The organism is Sphingomonas sp. P3_C5, assembly GCF_056402635.1.
On record NZ_JBFUHA010000001.1, the window covers coordinates 798,325 to 818,344 of the forward strand.

Consider the following 20,020-nt stretch of genomic DNA (forward strand, 5'->3'; position numbering starts at 1 on the left):
TTTACAGGCCAAGGTGTTCCTTAGCAGCTATAGTGACGAGCCCACGCTCAAAAATACCCTCAGCTATCGCGCCCTTCAGCCCTGAAATATCCCCGATTCTCAGCGCGAATGGGGCGATATAATCTGTAATTAGCTCTGTAATACGTTCAGATCTCTGCTCGTCCCGCCACGTATCATCTTCCAGGTCAAATATTTTACCTATCTCCCCTTCAAGGGACGGGAAGGCTCCGTCCGCGCGAATTCTAATCGGGAATTTATGTTCTTTTGGGGTAGGCATCCCTTCGATATTCATACCCAAGGGCGCGCAACACATATTAACATAGTATTTTTGGCTATAGTTCGACTTCTGTAAATCTATGGCAACGATATTATCTGCACTTGAAAAGTACCAAGACCACCCCTTTCTCTTAAAGCCGGGCCCGCTCAGAGCGAGGATCACTGTGCGTTTAAGATCTTCCTTAGTCATGGAGTTCTCATAATTTTCGACGCTGGATTTAGGTAACAGTGCATTTAAACGCACTGGTGGTCCAGCCCGCCTCTAGCCCTTCCAACCCCGCGACCCGCCGCCTTATCTTCAGTCACCCCCGTTCCGAAACTCGCGTTGCGAGCGGGGGGCGTCAGGCGCCTGTCGATCGAGTGACTGGCGATAGGCGATGCAGCCCCTGAAGAACTGGGGCCATTCGGGCACTTCGATCTTTGGATCCACCGGCTCGGGCAACAGCGCCCATAACTTGGGATGGTACCAGCAAAGCTCATGCTCGGTTGCGTCGCGGTGTGCTCGGATGCCTGCGCGCAAGCGCCTGACTTCAGCCGCCAACGCCGCCTTGTCCCAGCTGTCCAGATCGCGGTCGAAGTCCGTTTCCATATTCCCTCAACAGCAGACTCCCACCGGAAACGCCTTTGCTGGCGTGACGGTTGCCGCGCCCAAGTCGTGGCAATGGACTGAGCATGAAGGGGGGAGAGTTCAGCGTTCCGCTGCTTCGGCGGCGCAGTGTCACCGATCTGTACAATGTTCTGTACAGATCGGAAATGTCAGTGGACCCTCATGACATTCCCAACAGCCACGGAGAGCTGATCGCTGTCTCCACATGCCTCGCTCATGCCTGACCGCCACAGCCCCCCGATAGGCATGACAAAATTATCCAACATGCCGGACGCCATTTCGCGCGTTCGCCCTTGTGAGACTCCAACGCGGGCGCCTGAATCCGCCTTGAATTATGTCACACGTCCAACATCCGCGCCTTCGCATGAGATCATGCGCCGACCTTGATTCAACCGCGACGGCAAACGTCATAAAGGCTCCTTCGCTGCAATCGACGGCGGAGCGCTGAGCTACGCCGCGAAACCGAAAGGCAACCCCGTTTGCCGCTTGAAACGCCACCTTCAAAGCCCGGCAAATCGAAACGTTATCGAAACGTTAACGCGCCCTGTGCCATGAAGAAGGCCGTCAGGGGTGGCTGCGCGTGAGCGACACTGAGGGACGCACTATGTCGGAAAAAGAGGCGATCCGCTCTCTCGATCGCTGGCTCCGCTTCGTCCCCCAGGTGCAAATTCGATATGATAGCGAACAGGGCGCCGAACGCGCCATCGCCCTTCGCAATGCCATCTATGTCGGGGTGGCCCTCTACAACGCCTACAACCTCACCAGCATCGTGCTGCTGCACGATATCGTCTGGCTGTCGGTCGGGCTTCGTATCCTCCTGGTGACGCCGGGCTCGCTCGCGCTGGCCTGGTTTATCGGCCGCGTTCCCGTCCATCTGCGTGAGCTGCTGGTCCTCGGCGCGCTGGTCTGGGCCTATCTGATCCCGGTCTTCCTGTTCTGGCTGACCGAGGAACCCCTGGGTGCCTTCACCTTCGGGGAGTTCTCGCTGACGCTGATCTTCGGCAACATGCTGCTTCCGCTCCGCTTCCGGCATGCTGTCATCTTCACCTGCGCGGCGTTCCTGATGACGAGCGCTGCCATTCTCCTGAAACCGGATCTCGGCGCGTCGCTGCGTTTCGCCTTTGCGGTGCAGCTCGCGACGGCGTGCCTCTTCAGCCTTTACGCCAATTACCGGGTGGAGCGCCGCCGATGCGAGGACTATCTGTCGCAGCTGGGCGCTCGCCTCGAGGCCGAAGCGGCTGAGGCCGCGAGGAAGCAGTTTCAGGACCTGTCGCGGACCGACGCGCTGACTGGCCTCCCAAACCGGCGATTCCTCAGCGAGCGCATGGACGAATGGTTCAGCGACGATCGCCAGGCGGCGCTGATGATGATCGACATCGATCATTTCAAGCTGTTCAACGACATGCTCGGGCACCCCGCGGGCGATGATTGCCTTCGCAGCGTCGGTGCCGTGTTCGCGGCCGTGGCCGCGGACGCCGATATGGTCTGCGCCCGGTTCGGCGGAGAGGAGTTCACGCTCGTGGTGCGCGACGCCGGAGAGCTGGCAGCGGCGCGCCTGGCGCGCGGTGTCGTGCACGCAATCGAGAGCCTCGCTATCGTTCATCCCGGGCGGTCGGACGGCGTGGGTGTCGTCACCGTCAGCGTCGGGGTGGCTTTCAAGCCCCATGGCAGGGTGGTTTCCCTGGCGGAGGTTTTCACCGCTGCCGATCGCGCGCTGTATGAAGCCAAACGGAGAGGGCGCAATCGTTTCGTTCTCGATCGGAGTCTCGAGGTTCAGCAGGCGCGTTCAACCTGAGGCAAGCCATATAGTACGCCCCGTCCGTCTTGCGAAAAAACCGCCGAGTCCCTCTCCTCGCCAATGAAGATGGTGACATGCACTTTGTGTTCAGCATGACACCTGCTCGTCCGGTATTATTGTTAACGCCTTATTGGGTACGTTTACTGTGCGGCGCTTCATTCGGCAGCGCATATGAAGGTCACGTCACTTCTATTGGATTGCTCGCTTTGTTGCGGTTGCAGAATATCATCCTCGAAATGGTGGCAAAGGGCGAAAGCCTGAAATGCACCGCCGATCGTCTCTGCGTCGAGGTGGAGAGGATGGTGCCTGGCCTTGTCTGTTCCGTCCTCACCGTGGACCGCGCCGGCCTCCTTCATCCGCTGTCCGGCCCCAGCCTTCCGGACTTTTATTCGGCCGCTCTCGACTCCCTGGCCATCGGTCCAAGTGTCGGCTCGTGCGGGACTGCGGCTTATCTGCAGGCGCCGGTCGCGGTCGTCGATATCGAGCATGATCCGTTATGGGCGGATTACAAGCACCTCCCCTTGCCGCTTGGACTCAAGGCATGCTGGTCGAGCCCGATCTGCGGATCGCAGGGGCGCGTGCTCGGGACCTTCGCCTTTTATTATCGCGAAAATCGCGGCCCGAGCGAAACCGAACGGAAGATCGTCGAGACCTGCCTGCATCTGTGCGCGATCGCCCTGGAGCTTCACGAGCGCGTGGTGGAACGCGATCGCCTGGCCAATATCGATGGCCTGACCGGCCTTTCCAATCGCGCCTCGTTCAGCGCGGCACTTGGCGCCCTCGACTGCGCTGAGCCCGGCGCATGGGCACTGCTCGTTGCCGATCTCGACAATCTGAAAGTGGTCAACGACACGTTCGGCCATCACGCCGGAGATATCCTGCTCCACGAGGTCGCCTCGCGCATCGGCGCGGCATGCGCGCCCGACAAGGCCTATCGGCTCGGCGGCGACGAGTTCGCCGTGATCGTCCAGGAGCCCGAAGCCCTTCGCGATATCGAAGCTGTCGCCGCCCGAATCCTCGAGCGACTGGTCGCGCCCGTCCAGTGCGACGGTCACCTCGTCCAGCCCCAGGCGACGATCGGCGGCGCCGTGGTGTGCCACGGCGATCAATCGCCGGAGAGCGTACGGCAGAATGCGGATTTCGCCCTGTACCACGCCAAGGAAACCGGACGGGGCGGCTTTGTCCGCTATTGGCCCGGCATCGGCACTGCGATCACCCAGCGCCTCTCGGCCATTCGCGAGGTCGCCTCCGCGCTCCGCGAGGACCGGCTCGACGCTCATTATCAACCAGTGGTTCGTCTCGACACCCGCGAGATCATCGGCCTCGAGGCCTTGTGCCGCCTTACCACCGAAAGCGGCGAGGTCATTTCAGCGGCCGAATTTTCCGAGGCGACCGCAGACACGTTCGTCGCGGCGGGCATGACCGAGCTGATGCTGTCGCGCGTCGCCAGCGATATCCGCGCGTGGCTCGACATGGGGATTCCCATCCAGCATGTCAGCATCAACCTGTCCGCGGCCGACTTCCAGCGCGGTGGGCTCGACGAACAGCTCATCAGGGCGTTCGAGCGCGAAAATGTGCCTCTCAAGCATCTGATCGTCGAGATCACCGAAGACGTCTATCTGGGGCGGGGCGGTCAGGTGGCGGCGCGGGAGATCAAGGCGCTGCGCCGGAAGGGCTTGCGCGTGGCGCTGGACGATTTCGGCACCGGCTTCGCGTCCCTCACGCATCTGCTGACCGTCCCCGTCGATGTGATGAAGATCGACAAGTCCTTTGTCAGCCGGCTCGCGCCGGAGGATGCCAGCAGCGCGATTGTCGAGGGATTGTTCCTGATCGCCGGCAAGCTCGGCATTCATGTCATCGCCGAAGGCATCGAGACCGAGAGCCAGATATCGCAGCTGTGCGCATTCGGCTGCCTGTTCGGCCAGGGCTATCTGTTTTCCCGGCCGGTCGATCGTGTCGCCGCGACTGACCTGCTGCGCCGCCTGGCGCAAAAGCCGGAGCATATCCCAAGGAAAACAATATCCGAGGCGCGGTTGCCGACAGTGGACGAAGCGTATCAACCGCGAGAATCGCCCAGGGCTGCGTAGGGAGACGACTGGTCGTTTCCGGCGCGTCTATCGCTTCGCCGCGCCCTCCCGCCCGAGATAATAGCCCGCGAGCACGTCGAACGCCTGTTTGCGCTGCCCCGTCTCGGAGATCAGGCCCTTGCGGTTCCAGCCCTGTTGGAAATCGGGATTCTGCCGGCGCGGCGAGCGGAAGTCCTTGAGGATCCAGGGCGACATGCCGCGCAGCGTCGGCAGCTTGTCCGCCATGCCAAGCGTCGCGCGATAAAAGGCCGCCTGGAATTCCTCCGAGAATTTCTGCGGCCCGCCAAGGTCATGGAAACCCGCCCGGGCATCGGCCCCGAATTCGGAGAAGATCAGCGGCTTGTCGCCCGGTATGTGCCAGGTCGTCGCTGCCAGATCGGTCAGCCGGTCGGCGGTGTACCAGCCATTATAGGTATTGATCGCAAGCACATCGAGCGACTCGGCGAGCGGATCGGCCATCGTCATCACCGGCGGCCCATCGCCTTTCGCCCGCTCGACCAGCAATGCGGCGCTCACCAGCCTGCTATCGTCAAGATGGCGGACATCGGCGATGAGGGTGCGCAGGAAGAGGTTGCGCGCGTCGGAGACCGGCGTCTCGTTGGCGACGCTCCAGATCCCGATCGAGGCGCGGTTGCGATCGCGCAGGATGTTCTCGGCAAGCATGTTGCGCGCCGTCGCCAGCGTCTCCGGATTGGACCAGGCGACCATCCAATAGACCGGCACCTCGCTCCACACGAGCAGGCCGAGCTCGTCGGCGGTGCGCGTCATCATTTCGGAATGCGGGTAATGCGCCAGGCGGACGAAGTTGCCGTGCAACCCGTCCTTCACCTCGCCGAGCAGCGCGCGCGCCGCGGCCGGGCTGATCGCGCGTGTCGGATCGCTGCCCAGTTCCTCCTCGTGCACCGAGATGCCACGCAGGAAGATCGGCTTGCCGTTGAGCAGGATATCTGCACCGCGCACCTCGATGGTGCGGAAGCCGATCCGGTCGCGCCACTCGTCTTCGCCGGTCGCGATCGTCACGTCGTACAGCTTGGGCCGCTCGGGCGACCAGCGCAGCAGCGCGCGCGGCGCCGTCATGGTCGCGCGCCAGTTGCCCGTGGCGTCAGTGGTGCCGGCCTGGTCGAACCCGAGCTCGGCGATGCGCAGCCGTACGGCGCGATTGGCCGCCTGCGGGCCGTCGAGATGGACATCGACCGCCATGCGCCCGTCACGCGTCAGGCGCACCCAGGCATCGTCGACATAGGTGTCCGGCGTGACGATCAGCCGCACCGGGCGGGTGATGCCGCCATAATTCTCCCAGTCGGTCACCGGCGGCGGCACGGTAGCCTCGGTCGCCTGTGAATCGACGCCAACCGTGATCTGGTTGTCGCCCGCGCGCAGCAGCCCGGTGACCTCGAACGCGAAGGGCGTGAAGCCGCCCTCGTGCCGCCCCACCGGCTTGCCGTTCAGATAGACGACAGTCGAATAATTGGCGGCACCGAATCGCAGGAATGCGCGGCCCTTGCGCTGCGCCGGCACCGGGAAGCTGCGCTGATACCACATCAACCCCTGATAATAGCGCAGCTCGGGCGCCTGGGTCAGCCAGGACGAGGGCAGGCTGGTGACCGGCGAATGCGCGAGATCGAACTCGTACAGAACCCGGCTGTCCCGCGCCATTTCCGTGCGCACATCGACATCGCGGTAGCGCTGCTGCCCGACATCGGGCGTTCCGCCATGGAAGCCGCCAATGCCGGCGCGGTACGGGTCGATCGAATAATGCCATGCGCCCGACAGATCGGTCCCCTGCCGCATATCGGCGGAGACAAGCAGCGGCCCGGTCTGCGCGGTCGCCTTGGGCAGATCCTGTTGCGCGGCAACGGGGACCGCCCATAAAGCGGCGATCGCGATGAGCCATGCGGCCCTCATCCGGTTATGCATGTCCGTCTCCCAAAGTCGCATAGGCATGCGCGATTCCGCGTTCGAGCCCTCTGAGTTCCGCCAGCCCCCGCATCCGGCCGAGCAAGGAATAGCCGGGGTTGGTCTGCTTGTTCAAATCGTCGAGCATCTGGTGGCCATGGTCGGGGCGCATCGGGATTGAGCGGCCGGTCCGGCGCTGCAGCTGATGGACCGCTGCCATGATCCCGGTCATCCCCGCGTCGCCCTTGAGATGCTCCGCCTCGTGAAAGGCCTGGTTCGCTTCGCGCTGTACTGAGCGAAGATGCAAAAAGCCGATCCGGTCGCCCAGCCGCTCGATCATGCCGGGCAGGTCGTTGTCTGCACGCACGCCGAACGATCCTGCGCAGAAGCACAGGCCGTTCGAAGGATTGGGGACGCGGGCGAACAAGGCGGCGACATCAGCCTCGGTCGAGACGACGCGCGGCAGACCGAAGAGCGGGAAGGGCGGGTCGTCGGGATGGACGACAAGCTGAATGCCGACCTCGTCGGCTGTCGGGCAGACCGCCTCCAGGAAAGCGACATGGTTTTCGCGCAAAGCATCAGCGTCCACCGACGCATAGGAGCCGATCGCCACCAGCAACTCAGCGGCGGTGAATCCCTCCTCGCTGCCCGGCAGGCCGGCGGCGATGGTCTCGGCCAGCCTGTCGCGCGCGTCCTGGTCCATCGCATCGAAGCGCCGCGTCGCCGCATCGACCATCTCGGGATTATAGTCAGCCTCGGCGCCCGGGCGCTTCAGGATATGCATGTCATACGCCGCCACCGCTTCGAGCTCGAAGCGAAGCGCGAGGGCGCCGTCCGGCATCGGCCAGGCCAGATCAGTCCGCGTCCAGTCGAGCAGCGGCATGAAATTATAGGTGACGGTGGTGATCCCGCACGCCGCCAGATTGCACAGGCTCTCACGGTAATGGTCGATCAGCTGATCCCGGTCCTCCCCGCCCGTCTTGATGCCTTCATGCACCGGCAGGCTTTCGACCACGGTCCAGCCCAGCCCGGCCGCTTCGATCATCGCCTTGCGCGCCGCGATCGCTTCGCGCGGCCAGACCGCGCCGTTCGCGACCTCGTGCAGCGCCGTCACGACTTCGGTTGCGCCGGCCTGACGGATATCCCGCAACGCTACGGGATCGCCTGGTCCGAACCAGCGCATCGTCTGTGTCATGAACATGTTCGGCAACTACTCTCTCTTTGTTCGAATGCGTCTATTCGGCCGGCTTGAATTCAAGGGACATTCCCGATGCCTTGTTCGGCTGGAATCCCTTCCACAACGTGGCCGCGGGCGGCCCGCGGCTATATCCCGAATAGCGTCCTGGCGGAGCGCCCGCCCAGACTCCATCGTTGGAATTGGGCACCAGCCCGTCGATATAGGCCGCCTTCGCCTGGTCGCCCTTCACATAGCGGTCGAGGAACGCGGTGATGAAATGCGCCTCCACGGCCATCAGCCGGTCCTTGCGCCACACCGCGTCCTCGAACCAGTCCTTGTCCCAGAAGGAGCCCTGCATTTCGGGCGGCGCGCCGATCAGCGCGATGCTGTGCGCGGCTTCGCGGAAGGTCAGCAGATAGCGCGGCGCGTGCACCTCCTCCGCGAACAAGGTGCGCACGCCCGGATCGTAACCCACGACATGATCCTGGCTCCCGACGATGAACAGCGTCGGCGCGGTGATCGCGGCGACACCGGGGCCGCCCCACATATTGGCCCCGCGCAAAGCCCGGGGCGGCGCGATCGCGACCACCGCTTTCAGATTGGCGACCTTGAGCTCAGCGGCCCTTGCTCCGCCCGCCACATAGGGCGCGAGCACGCCGCGGGTCGCGCCGGCAAGACCTGGATCGAGCGGTGCGCCCGCAGCCGCGAGTGCGCCATAGCCGCCCATCGAATAGCCGATCACCGCCGTTCGGTCGGCATCGGCAATGGCGAAAATCCCCTGGCCGGCCCGGGCGCGGCGTTGCGCCTCAGCTGCGGCGAACGCGATGTCGAGCGGTCGGCGAGCAAGCGGGCCGGCAGCCGCTGCCGCTGTGCGGATGTTGATCGGCGGATCGCGGAATGCCGGTGCGACCACGACATAGCCCTTACTGGCGAGATTTTCGCCGAGCCAGGAAAGGACCTCGGGCGTGTTGCTATAGCCATGCGCGAGGATCACGAGCGGAAAACGCCCCGCCGCCGCGTGCGCGCCTCGCGAGGCGATACCGGAAACGGCGAACGCTACGTCAGCGCCACTTTCGCCCGGCAACGCGGATCGATAGGTCGTGCCGGGCCCCGGTGCCGCGGCCGGATACCAGATCTTGAGCGGCAGATGACGGTCGGTGAGGGCCGGCCGGTCCTTGCCCTGAAGCGGATCTTCCTGGCCGGGCTGAACGAACTCGACATCCGCCACGCCCACTGGATGTGAACCAAGAGCTGCGAGCTCGGGTGCGTCCACCCCCGGCCGGGCCGGCGCATCCTGCGCCGGGGCGCCCATGGCCGGGAGCATTGCCGCAGCACCCGCGATCGCCACCGGCACTATGAACCGAAACATCACATCGCCCCCGATAGCTGGGCGGCGGGGGCGGTACGCATCCCCGCCATTCTCATCAGAAGTTCACACCCACCCGAACGCCCGCGTAACGCCGGAAATCGCGGGGCAGCAGCGCCTGGGTCGCGAGCTTGGTTCCGAAATTGCCCGCCGAGTTGACCAGCGATGGATAATATTGCTTGTCGAACAGGTTGTTGACGAACGCGACCACTTCCCATTTACGGTCCTTGTCGCGCACGCCGAGGCCGGCATTGACGATGCTATAGGCCCGCTGGAAGGTCTGCGGATCCTCGGCCACATAATAGACGCCGCTCTGATATTGCCAGTTGGCCTGGACGATGCCGCGAAGATCCCCGCCCAGTGACGGCGAATAATCCATGCCGATCGAGAATTTCCACTCCGGCGCCTGCACGGCGCGCTGGCCGGTCAGGTTCTGATAGGCGGGCTGTGCCGGTATCGGGGGCGCCGCAGGCACTGCAGCCACGCACCCCTGCGCCACTGTCTGCATCGGGAAGCACTGCGCATGGGCGAAAGAGGTGTACTTCGCATTGAGATAGGCGGCCGACGCATTGAGATTGAAGTCGCTCCCGATCCGCGCCGAGGTGTCCAGCTCGATGCCTTTCGTGTTCAGTCCGCCGACATTGGTCAGCCGGAAATTGGCCGTCCCATCGGCAAGCGTCTCGATCGTCTGCGCCTGCAGATTCTCGTAATCGGTATTGAACAGGGTCAGATTGGCCGTCACTCGCCGGTCGAGGAACTGCATGCGGGCGCCGAGTTCCCAGTCGCGCGACCGTTCGGGCTTGATCGGGCCCGCTGCCGCCCGGTTCGCGTTGAAACCGGTCGTCAGATCATAGGTCTGGCCTTTATAACCGGTCGAATAGTTGGCGAAGACCATGAGATCGGGCGTGAACTCATAGCGCCCGCTGATGCGATAGGTGCCTGCGGTATCTTCGGCATTGCCGCTGAAGAACTGGGCGCCGGCGGCTGCGAGATTGTCGCGGAAGGTATAGGCAACCTTTTCGTTCTGGACTCGCCCGCCAGCGCTCAGGGTCAGGTGCTGAACGACTTCCCAGTCGAACTGCGCAAAGGCGGCGATCTGCTCGGACTTGGATGTCGCGTACCAATTGGCCAGCGAGAAAGCCGGGCCGCGCTGGAAAGGCCGCTCGAACGCCACGTTCGCGTAATAGGCCCCCAGCGTATAGCGGAACGGCTTGTCGCTCGGCGAGAGCAGGCGGATTTCCTGCGTAAACAGCTTCGAGTGGAACTCGCCGATCTGGACGTTGCTGCCATTGGCGTGCGTGGAGGACGAGTCGTCAACGTCGAGATAGTCGCTGAGGTGGAACTTGTCGTAGGAGCTGAGCCACACCAGGCTCATGCCGCCCAGCCCGACATCAGCGCGCAGCGAACCGCCGCCGCCCTCATATTTGGTGCGCGCATCATAGTTGTTGCTGACGTTCCGATTCTCCGGGCCGACCGTGACGCCTGGGAACACGACCGCCGCCGTCTGCCCGGCAACGTTGCGGAGCAACGCGGTGGGGTCGAGGCGGATGAACGGCCGGCCGACGGTGGTGTTGCCATTCAGATAATTGCCCGACAGCGTGATTTTGACGTCTTCATTGGGTTCCCAGCGGATCTTGCCGCGGGTGTTGAAGGCTTCGCGTCCGTTCACCTTCTTGCCATTGAACAGGTTGCGAACATTGCCGTCCCAAGCGGAATAGCTGGCTGACACGACATAGCCGAGTTCCGGCGTGATGGGGCCCGATACGCTGAAATTGCCGCCATATTCGCTGTCGGTGGTCGCCAGCGCGTTGGCGCGAAAGTGGAAGCTGTCGGTGGGGTTGCGGGTGATGATATTGATCAGGCCGGCCGACGCCGACTTGCCGTACAGCGTGCTCTGCGGGCCACGCAGCACTTCGATCCGCTCCACATCGGGCAGGTCGGTAAAGGCGCGGGCCTGGAAGGCGAGCGGCACTTCGTCGACCAGCACCGCGACGCTCGGCTCGACGCCGATGCCGAAGGCGAAGGTGCCCACGCCGCGCAGCGAGACATTGGCGTTGACCGGGTGTTCGGCGGGCCGAACCGTCAGCGAGGGCGCAATCTTGCCCAGGTCCTGAAACTGGGTAACGCCGGTCGCGCGCAACTGCGCTTCGCCGAGCACCGACACCGCGAGCGGCACCTTCTGGACATTCTCCGAACGCTTCTGGGCGGTGACGATGATGTCGCCGGGCAGTGCAGCGTCAGCTGGCTGCTCGGCCGTTTGGGGTGCCTCTGGCGCTTTAGCCGCGTCGGCTCCCTTGGCCAGCGCCGGTGTAGCACTCAGCGCGAGCGAAACGGCGAGTGCGCCCAACCCAACATTCTGGTGGAAAATACCCATGTCATCGTCCCCTTGGAATGTGCAGGGTCATACCGATATGCCCGCATCTATGACGATCGCAGTATCAAATGGTCAGACCACATGCAAGCCATGCCTGACCAGATACGGGCTTTGATGGCTGCCCACTCGGTGATGTGTTGCTCCCGCGCAACTGCGCTGATAGACTGGCACTCACCATGACGTTGCGAAAATTGATCAGACCAGCGGGACAATCAGCCACCAGAACGCTGGAGCCGGATGGCCGCAAGCTCTATCAACAGGTCGCCGTTGCCGTGTCCGACGCGATCCAGCGCGGCGAGTTCAAGCCGGGGCAGCGCATTCCATCCGAACGCGAACTGGCTGACGAATATAAGGTCAGCCGCCCGACCGTCCGCGAGGCGATGATCGCGCTCGAAGTGATCGGGATTGTCCGGTCGCGCCACGGTTCGGGCATCTTCGTCGTCGACAATCCGCCGCTCGATGCGCCGATGATCGGGCTCGATATCGGCGCGTTCGAACTGACCGAGGCGCGCCGCCTGTTCGAGGCCGAAGCGGCCGCCCTCGCCGCGGTATCGATCACTGACGATGAGATCGCGACCCTCGAGCGGCTGATCGGCGAGATGGAGCGCGAAAATCAGGAACATGTCAGCGGCGAGCATGCCGACCGCGAGTTCCACCTCACCATCGCCCGCGCGACGCGCAATTCGGCGGTGGCCGATGTGGTCGAATCGCTATGGGACACCCGCTATCGGTCGCCGCTGTGCCAGCACATGCTCGAGCGCGCCCGCGCGGTGGGTGTCGTGCCGCGCATCGACGAACATCAGGATATTCTCGCGGCGCTCCGCGACCGCAATCCCAAGGCCGCGCGCAAGGCGATGCGTGACCATCTCGGGCGGGTGATCGAGGGCCTGTTGCGCGCCACTGAAACCGATACGCTCGAACGCGCTCGCGCCGAGGTCGAGGCGAAGCGCACCGATCTGGCGCGCCGGGTGGCGATCTAAACCCGATCGACATTCAGGCTTCAAAATCCTCTCCAGTGGGAGAGGATAGTGTAGCTTGTCAGCTTGCTGACTAGCGAAACTTGGTGAGGGGCTCCGGGAGCTCTCGATAGCTCCCGGAACCCCTCACCAACTCCGACTAGATCGCTTCGCTCTCAAGTCTTCGTATCCTTGCATATGGGCGTCAGCCCGATCTGATTGCATGATTGGGTGATCGCCGGGGATGGCCGTCCCCGGCGATCGGGCGGTTGGGACCGTTGTATCCTTGGCGATTGAGCGCCGTGGGAGAGCCTGGTCCAGCCGTCCTTCGCGCCGGTCCTGAACAGATGAAGGGGAGTTAGTCCCGCATGCAAGGCAAGGTCATGCCCGAACAGGGTGGAGCGATGGCGGCAGTCTATGCCGGTATCGACGTGTGTAAAGAGCGTCTCGATATCCACCTCCACCCGATCGGCGAGCACTTCACGGTGGCCAACGATGCCGGTGGCTGGCGACGCCTCAAGCGCGAACTTGGCCGCCATCGGGTGGTCAGAGTGGTGATGGAGGCGACCTCGAAATACCATCGCCGCGCCCATCGCAGCCTCGATGCCGCCGGCTTCGCGGTGGCGGTGGTCAACCCTCTTCGCGCAAGGCTGTTCGCCGAGGCAATCGGTGCCCTCGCCAAGACCGATGCGATCGATGCACGCATCCTGGCGCTGATGGCCGAGCGGCTCGATCCTGCCGCAACCCCGCCGATACGCGAGATCGTCGAGGCAGTGCAGGAACTCACCCGCGCCAGAACCGCCGCCATCGCCGAGCGCGTCGCGATCGGGCATCGCCGCACGACCGCCATCACAAGCTTCCTGCGCGCCGAGCTTGCTCGCCGGATCCGCACGATCGATACCCATGTCGATCGCCTCGAGGCCGAGATCGCAAGCCTGATCGCCGAAGATCCCGGCCTGGCGAGGCGCTACGCCATCCTGCTATCGATCCCGGGCATCGGTCCTGTCGCCGCCACCGCCATCGTCGCCAATCTCGATGAGATCGGTCAACTCACTGACAAACAGGCGACCGCCCTTGCTGGCCTCGCGCCCTTCGCACGCGACAGCGGACCCGTACAGGGCATGAGACGCATCCGCGGCGGAAGACCCAACCTGCGCAGCCCGCTCTACATGACAGCCCTCTCTGCCGCCCGCTGCAACCCGGACCTCAAGTCCTTCTACCAACGGCTCATCGCCAACGGAAAAGCCAAAAAGATCGCACTCATCGCCGTCGCCAGAAAACTCCTCATCCTCGCAAATGCTCTCGTCTCAAGCGATCGAACATGGTCCCTCGTCCGACCTTGACACTCAACACAGATGCTCTCCCAAAGGAGAGGACCATATGAACCTCCCGAACGCCGATCGGGCCTAGACCTCAATCTCGAGGCCGCTACGCCCGTCATGCGTAACGGTTGCGCCGGTACCGCCATTTACCACCAGCGTGCGCGTTTCACCCTGCGGCAACAGGATGGTGATGGCATTGTCGCCGAAAGTCCCCGGCCCATCGCGCCCGATCTCCACCACGATCCGATCCGCATCGGCCACGCCGGTCAGGCTCCAGCGATCGATCGGCCCGTCACCATCGCCGGCATCTTCCACCGCTGACCAGGCGAACGCGCCTTCCCGTGGCGGGAAGAGCCACAGCCCGCGGCGATAGGGTTCCGGCTTCCACCCGCCTTTCGCAAGATCGACCAGCATGCCCGATCCGGCGCGCGCCAGCAGCGGCGGCGGCCCTTCCAGCGGCGCGGATAGCAGGGCCTCAGTGCCGCCCTCGATCCGCTGTCCGGTCCAGACCTCAATCCATTCCGCACCCGCCGGCGGCCGCGCCGCGCGGGTTTCGGCGCCCTGTTCCATCACCGTCGCGACGAGCAGATCGGGGCCGAGCAGATGCTCGTCATTCTCCTCCCACGCTGCCGCATCCTCCGGGAAATCAAGCCAGGTCGGCCGCACCATCGGCGCGCAGTCGGCATGATAGCGGTGCAGCAGATCATAAAAGAACGGGATGAGCGTCTGGCGCAGCGCCATCAGGCGGCGGATCGCGGGGAGCGCCTCGGGATACATCCATGGCTCGTTGACACTCTGGTCTTCGTTCCAGCTATGGATGCTGAAGCGCGGCATCAGCACGCCTGCCTGCACCCAGCGGACCAGCAGCTCCGGGTCGGGCGCGGGCCCGGAAAACCCGCCGACATCATGTCCGCTGTTCGACACGCCCGATAGCGCCAGCCCGATCGCCATCCGCGCATTGTAGCGCAGCGTCTTCCACGCAGTGAAATTGTCGCCGGTCCAGGTCTGGGCATAACGGTGAAGCCCAGCCATCCCCGATCGGGTCACGACATAGGGGCGCCGCCCGGGCAGCGTCTCGGCCTGGATCTTCCGCGATGCGCGCATCATCAGCTGCGGCTGGACCGGGCGCATATCTGCGGCGGGGCGCGGTTGCCCGAACCCGGCAAAGCGCGCCCGCGCATCCCAGATCTCATATTCGTTATTGTCGTTCCACGTCGCGATCATGCCATGATCGAGCAGCGCCGACTTCACCTCAGCTCGCCACCAGGCGGCCGCGGCCGGATTGGTGAAGTCGATATAGCTGCCGACCTCATCCCAGAATTGCGCCTCCACGGGGTGCCGCTCGGCATCGCCCACGAACAGCCCTTTGGCGGCGACTTCGTCATAGCGGGGATGGCTGCGCAGCAACGCCGGCTTGATGTTCGGCACCAGCTGGATGCCCGCATCCGCATAGCTGGTAACGAACGCCGACGGCTCCGGAAACTTCTCGCGGTTCCAGTGGAAGACATAGCGCTTGTCGCCGATAGACGTGTAGCCCGACGACAAATGGAACGAGGTGCAGCCGATATCATGCTCGGCGAGCTTGTCGATGAAGCGCCCCATCTGCGCCGCGGCGTCGGGCGCGTCGGTATAGCTCATCGTCGAGCCGGAATAGCCGAGCGACCAGCGCGGCATCAGCGCCGGGCGTCCGGTCAGCCAGGTGAAGCGCTGCGTCACCGCCAATGGATCGGGTCCGGCGATCATCCACAGGTCGAGATCGCCGGTGTCGGCGACCATGTGGCGGTACCAGCCATGGTAATTGTCGAGCTCGCGCCCGAAATCGAACGCAACCGCAGCGCCGGTGTCGTAGAAACTGCCATGGCATTGGCCTCCGGCATCGGCCACCAGCACATAGGGGATCGACTTGTAGAGCGGGTCGCTATGCTCCGCATCATAGCCCATCGCGTCGAGATTGGTCAGCCGGAAGCTGCGCCCGGCACGGTCATTGTCGCCCGACCGGTCGCCAAGCCCGTAGAAGCGCTCGCCCCTGGTACGCGCGGCATAATGATGGACGCGGCCGTCCCACCAGCCGAAATCATAAGCCTGGGTCGGACGATCCTGCGCCATCAGGCGCCAGCCATCGCCGTCGCGCTGCTCCCAGGTGCAGTGCAGCCCATGCAGCCGGATGGTGACACGCAGCCGCGTCGTTTCCGCAACCAGTGCCCCATCAGCAACATCGACGCGAAAATCGGGGCAGGTGAAGCCGGCCACGTCCATCCGGTCTCGGCCAGGCTCCGCAATATCGTCCGCGCCCGGCGCGATCGCCCAGCTTGGCGGGCTCTTGATCGTGCCGTCGGCGAGCAGCAGCAGCCGCGCGATATCCTCTTCGAGCAGGAAGAGATGCGCCACCGCCCCGGTATCCGCGGTCAGGGTCAGGCGCCCCCGCTCGCGCGCAGTCAGCGCGAACAAGGGCGGGTTCGACAAGGTCGCGTGTCGCATCAGCGGGATTCCGGCTTGGGGAGGGTGAGGCGGCGGAGGAAGACGATCAGCACCGCCGCCCCGATCAGGTCGAACACGCCAAGCGCGCCGAACAAAGGCGCATAGCCGATCCGGTCGGCATACTGGCCGATCAGCCAGGTGAAGAGCAGCCCGCCGATCCACCCCGCCTGCCCGACAAAGCCGTTGGCCGTGCCGACCTCCTCGGGCGTGAAGACGTCGGCCGACAGCGTGTTGATCAACACCGAGATCATCTGATGGGCAAAGCCGCCGATGCAGAACAAGGCGATCGCCGTATAGGGGCTGACCGCCAGCCCGATGCATCCGGGTGCGATCATCAGCACCGCCGCCAGGCTGATCCCGAGCACGCGGGACGGCACCAGGGTCATGCTGAATCGCTTCATGAAGAAGGGCGAGAGATAGCCGCCCAGCACCCCGCCAAAGTCTGCCGCGAGGAACGGCAACCAGGCGAAGGCGGCGATATGCGCCAAGTCCATATGGCGCTCGGTGGCGAGATAGAGCGGGATCCAGAAGCTGAACGTTTGCCAAGCCGGTTCAGCCAGGAAGCGCGGCACGGCGATCACCCAGAAGCGCGCCGACGACAGGATTTCGCGCGCGCTGGCCTTGCGGGGGCGGATGATGTCGCGATCAGCCGCGATCATCGCCTGCTCGCCCGGCGTGATCGCCGGATGGTCCTTTGGCGACCGATAGAAAGCGTACCACGCGCCTGCCCAGACAAGCCCGATCGCGCCCGTTACGATAAAGGCAAGCCGCCAGTCGCCCCACAGGGCAACCGCGACCACGAGCGGCGGCGCGATCAAGGCCCCGAGCGACGTGCCGGCATTGAACCACCCGGTCGCAACCGACCGCTCCCGCGCCGGGAACCATTCAGCGATCGCCTTCATGCCGGAGGGGATCGCCGCCGCCTCGCTCAGCCCGAGCAATCCGCGAAAGAAAGCGAGGCTCACCCATCCGCCCGCCAGAGCGTGCAGCATATTGGCCGCCGACCATGCCACCCCGAACAGCGCGAAACCGGCCCGCAGCCCGAAGCGGTCGACGATATAGCCGGCAACCGGTTGCATCACTGTGTAGGCGAGCTGAAACGCCATGACGACATAGCTGTACTGCGCGGTCGAGATCGCCATCGACTTCTTGAGCTCGGGCGCGAGCACCCCCAGCGAATTGCGCGCGAGATAATTGGCGATCGTGCCGGCGCAGATCAGCCCGACGATCCACCAGCGCAGATGCGGTATCCGCCTCAAATCGACCTCTCCACGCTTTTTTGCCGCGACGCCTTTGACGCGTTCGGGTAGCTCGACTAGCGCAGTCGGAGTGGCTTGTCGATATTGGTCAGGCCAATAAACCAGAGCAGAGTTCGGCCAGGTACATCAGCCGTCACCCCGGACTTGTTCCGGGGTCCATGGTTCCGCGTACGCAACGCCTGAAGCTCTTGCGGAACGTGGATGCCGGAACAAGTCCGGCATGACGGGAAAGTTGATCAAATTTCACCCTAACGCCGCGTGTGGTCGTCTACACCCAATCGCGCCCTACTGGCCTGACCAAAGCAAGGCTGGGCTTAGTCGCTGCTGGGATCGGCCGCCCGCATCTAGCCCTTGACCCGATCCTAACCCTCATGGTGCAGGATCAGCGTCATGAACGAAGCCCTTCCCGCTTATGCCCAGGCCGCACTCAAGGCCGACCTCCTCGCCGCCGGCGTGTCGGGCACCATCTATGCGCTGGTGATGCCGGAATCCGAGGCTGCGCTCGCGCAGGTTGTCGACGGATGCGACCGGAATGCGCTGCTGGCCGATCCCGTCGCGCTCGATGCGGCGCGGCGCACGGGTTGGTTCGATTGCTATCACGAGCCCTGGACGCAGAAACAGGATGCGCTCCACGAGGAATATTTCGACCGCTGGCTCGATTGGGCGGCGCCAGTGGTGGCCGTGGATGGCGCTGCCTTCCCGTTCCGTTATCCGACGGCCGGGGCGAGCGAGGGCATCTACAAGCTGATGGCTGAACATGCCGCAGCGACGCTCGCTGCGGGCACTGAGCCAAGCGTCCATCTGTTCGACGGCGAGTATGAAGGCTTTCCCGCCTTTGCCGCCGCGCTCGCCATTCCCGTGGTCCGCCACCACCGTGACGATTGGGCGGATATCGGCGCCAGCATGCCCTTCGGCGCGCAATTCTGGATCAGTCAGCCCTCAGCGATCGACGGCCAGGTCTGGCCGCACTTCGCCGATTTCCTGGCGCATATGGCTGAAGCGGCGCCGCACGCGACGGTGATCCCCGACCTCACTTATGTCGGCAGCGTCGCGCGCGCCTATCGCATCGCACTCGATTTCCCCAACATCCCCGCCTTCGTGATCAGCCATTCCAAGCCGTTCGGCGGCTATTATCTCCGCGTCGGCGGCGTCTTCTCGCGCCGGGAAAGCGCGTCGCTGTTCGGCAATCGCTGGTTCAAGAATCTCCTGTCGCTTGCCTGGGGCGTCGAGATGATGGCGCGCCACGACGTGTTCGCGCTGCCGCGCCGCTATCGGCCGGTGCAGGAGGCGGCATGCGTCCAAGTCGGCGAGCAACTCGGCATCTCCGGCCTGCGCCCAGCGGATGTCATTCTGCTCGGGATCGCCCCGCCGCCCGCCGCGCCATCCCCGCTGATCGCGAGCGTGCTGCGCGGCGAAGGGAGCGACCAGGTCGTGCGGCTGTGCCTGACGCCGACGATGACGGTGATGATCGATCCAGCCATGGCGCCGACCATGGCCGCCACGCTCGCCCGGGATATCGCCTGATGCGCCGTGACAGCCTGAAGCTGCTGGTCGAGCGCGATGACGTGCACGCCTATGTCGATGCGCTGTGGAGCGACGGTCCGATCCGCCGCTCGCACCGCGATGGCGGGCTCGTCCACCGCCTGGTCGATCGCTTCGCGCATCTCCCGCGCCTGTTCTTCGAGGCATCGGATCAATATCATGAATGGACGCATTTCTCGCCCTGGTGGGGTGCGATCCTGCTCTGCGACTATGACAATCCGACGATCCGCGATCTTCGCTATCTCCATGAAATCTATCATGCCGCCACGATCCCGCACGTCGCCGGGCTGAACCAGGCGGCGATGGCGGCGCGGTCCTTTCAGAATGAGCGCGAGGCGAGCACCTTCACCGAGATCGCCATCTATCTCGAGCTGCCGGAACTGCGCGCCTCGAGCTTCCCGCACACGATCTTCGCCGACCGATTGATCTTTCCAGACGGCGACCTGACCCGGCCGGACCCCATATTGGTCGAGCGCTGGCGCACCGATCGCGACCAGGTCTTCCAGGATCTGATGTACCGCCGGCTGAATGTCGTGCTGGCGAGCCCCGAGGAGATCGACCCCCGGGATCCCCAACTGGTCTGGCTGCGCCGCTATGCCGAACAGGGCGCCGCCTGGTGCGAGGTGTGGAGCGAGCGTCATCAACAGGTGGATGCGGCGATGATCAGGCTCCGCGAGGATTGCCGCACCGCCGGTCGCCAGGAGGGCGCTGCACGCTATCTCGAATGGTTGCTATCGCCTGAGGTGACCGACGGCAGCGATATTCCGTTCCAGCGCGAGGCGAAGCGCTTCCGCACGACCTTCGATGCCTTGCTGCAAAGCTATGACGAGGCAATGGTGCGCGTGGATCAGGCGGCCATTCGCCACCTCTGAGGAATCCGCG

Annotated in this window: 14 protein-coding genes; 6 read left to right on the forward strand and 8 right to left on the reverse strand. The window is 64.2% G+C overall.

Annotation, left to right across the window (positions count from 1 at the left end; all coding sequences use genetic code 11):
• Position 1 precedes the first annotated feature (1 nt).
• Positions 2 to 466 (reverse strand): DUF4304 domain-containing protein, encoded by a 465-nt coding sequence (locus AC1DVS_RS03870; protein ID WP_478020397.1) that lies wholly within the window; start codon positions 464 to 466, stop codon positions 2 to 4.
• Positions 467 to 574: 108 nt separating this feature from the next.
• Positions 575 to 865 (reverse strand): hypothetical protein, encoded by a 291-nt coding sequence (locus AC1DVS_RS03875; RefSeq protein WP_478020399.1) that lies wholly within the window; start codon positions 863 to 865, stop codon positions 575 to 577.
• Positions 866 to 1,463: 598 nt separating this feature from the next.
• Between AC1DVS_RS03875 and AC1DVS_RS03880 the strand changes: the two genes are divergently transcribed.
• Together AC1DVS_RS03880 and AC1DVS_RS03885 are read left to right on the forward strand one after the other, a co-directional pair.
• Positions 1,464 to 2,678, forward strand: coding sequence for a GGDEF domain-containing protein (locus AC1DVS_RS03880; protein WP_478020401.1), 1,215 nt, complete (start codon positions 1,464 to 1,466; stop codon positions 2,676 to 2,678).
• A 218-nt stretch (positions 2,679 to 2,896) separates the two neighbouring features.
• Positions 2,897 to 4,768 carry a sensor domain-containing phosphodiesterase gene (locus AC1DVS_RS03885; protein WP_478020403.1) on the forward strand — a complete coding sequence of 624 codons (1,872 nt, stop codon included), beginning with the start codon at positions 2,897 to 2,899 and terminating at the stop codon, positions 4,766 to 4,768.
• A gap of 27 nt (positions 4,769 to 4,795) precedes the next feature.
• Here the strand turns inward: AC1DVS_RS03885 and AC1DVS_RS03890 are convergent, their stop codons facing one another.
• Genes AC1DVS_RS03890 through AC1DVS_RS03905 form a run of 4 tightly spaced genes read right to left on the reverse strand, consistent with a single transcriptional unit; the run spans position 4,796 to position 11,581 of the window.
• Positions 4,796 to 6,685 carry a glycoside hydrolase family 2 protein gene (locus AC1DVS_RS03890; RefSeq protein WP_478020405.1) on the reverse strand — a complete coding sequence of 630 codons (1,890 nt, stop codon included), beginning with the start codon at positions 6,683 to 6,685 and terminating at the stop codon, positions 4,796 to 4,798.
• A complete protein-coding gene (gene uxuA / locus AC1DVS_RS03895) occupies positions 6,678 to 7,859 on the reverse strand; it encodes a mannonate dehydratase (RefSeq protein ID WP_478020407.1) in 1,182 nt (393 codons plus the stop codon). The genes AC1DVS_RS03890 and uxuA overlap by 8 nt, the downstream gene beginning before the upstream one ends.
• A 40-nt stretch (positions 7,860 to 7,899) precedes the next feature.
• The gene (locus AC1DVS_RS03900; RefSeq protein WP_478020409.1) at positions 7,900 to 9,210 is read right to left on the reverse strand and encodes an alpha/beta hydrolase family protein; all 1,311 of its coding nucleotides are present in this window, start codon (positions 9,208 to 9,210) and stop codon (positions 7,900 to 7,902) included.
• Positions 9,211 to 9,265: 55 nt separating this feature from the next.
• Positions 9,266 to 11,581 carry a TonB-dependent receptor gene (locus tag AC1DVS_RS03905; protein WP_478020411.1) on the reverse strand — a complete coding sequence of 772 codons (2,316 nt, stop codon included), beginning with the start codon at positions 11,579 to 11,581 and terminating at the stop codon, positions 9,266 to 9,268.
• Between the two features lie 176 nt (positions 11,582 to 11,757).
• Between AC1DVS_RS03905 and AC1DVS_RS03910 the strand changes: the two genes are divergently transcribed.
• Together AC1DVS_RS03910 and AC1DVS_RS03915 are read left to right on the forward strand one after the other, a co-directional pair.
• Positions 11,758 to 12,561 carry a FadR/GntR family transcriptional regulator gene (locus tag AC1DVS_RS03910; protein WP_478020413.1) on the forward strand — a complete coding sequence of 268 codons (804 nt, stop codon included), beginning with the start codon at positions 11,758 to 11,760 and terminating at the stop codon, positions 12,559 to 12,561.
• 344 nt (positions 12,562 to 12,905) lie between these two features.
• Positions 12,906 to 13,880, forward strand: coding sequence for an IS110 family transposase (locus AC1DVS_RS03915; protein ID WP_478020415.1), 975 nt, complete (start codon positions 12,906 to 12,908; stop codon positions 13,878 to 13,880).
• Positions 13,881 to 13,943: 63 nt separating this feature from the next.
• Here AC1DVS_RS03915 and AC1DVS_RS03920 read toward each other — a convergent pair whose 3' ends face one another.
• Positions 13,944 to 16,337, reverse strand: a complete 2,394-nt coding sequence (locus AC1DVS_RS03920; protein WP_478020417.1) for a glycoside hydrolase family 31 protein — start codon at positions 16,335 to 16,337, stop codon at positions 13,944 to 13,946.
• On the reverse strand, positions 16,337 to 17,596 hold the full coding sequence (locus tag AC1DVS_RS03925) for an MFS transporter (RefSeq protein WP_478020419.1): 1,260 nt from the start codon (positions 17,594 to 17,596) through the stop codon (positions 16,337 to 16,339). Before AC1DVS_RS03925 ends, AC1DVS_RS03920 begins: the two co-directional genes overlap by 1 nt.
• A gap of 390 nt (positions 17,597 to 17,986) precedes the next feature.
• Here AC1DVS_RS03925 and AC1DVS_RS03930 point away from each other — a divergent pair, with 390 nt between their 5' ends.
• The gene (locus tag AC1DVS_RS03930; RefSeq protein ID WP_478020421.1) at positions 17,987 to 19,120 is read left to right on the forward strand and encodes a hypothetical protein; all 1,134 of its coding nucleotides are present in this window, start codon (positions 17,987 to 17,989) and stop codon (positions 19,118 to 19,120) included.
• On the forward strand, positions 19,120 to 20,010 hold the full coding sequence (locus AC1DVS_RS03935; protein ID WP_478020423.1) for a hypothetical protein: 891 nt from the start codon (positions 19,120 to 19,122) through the stop codon (positions 20,008 to 20,010). Before AC1DVS_RS03930 ends, AC1DVS_RS03935 begins: the two co-directional genes overlap by 1 nt.
• Positions 20,011 to 20,020: the final 10 nt, after the last annotated feature.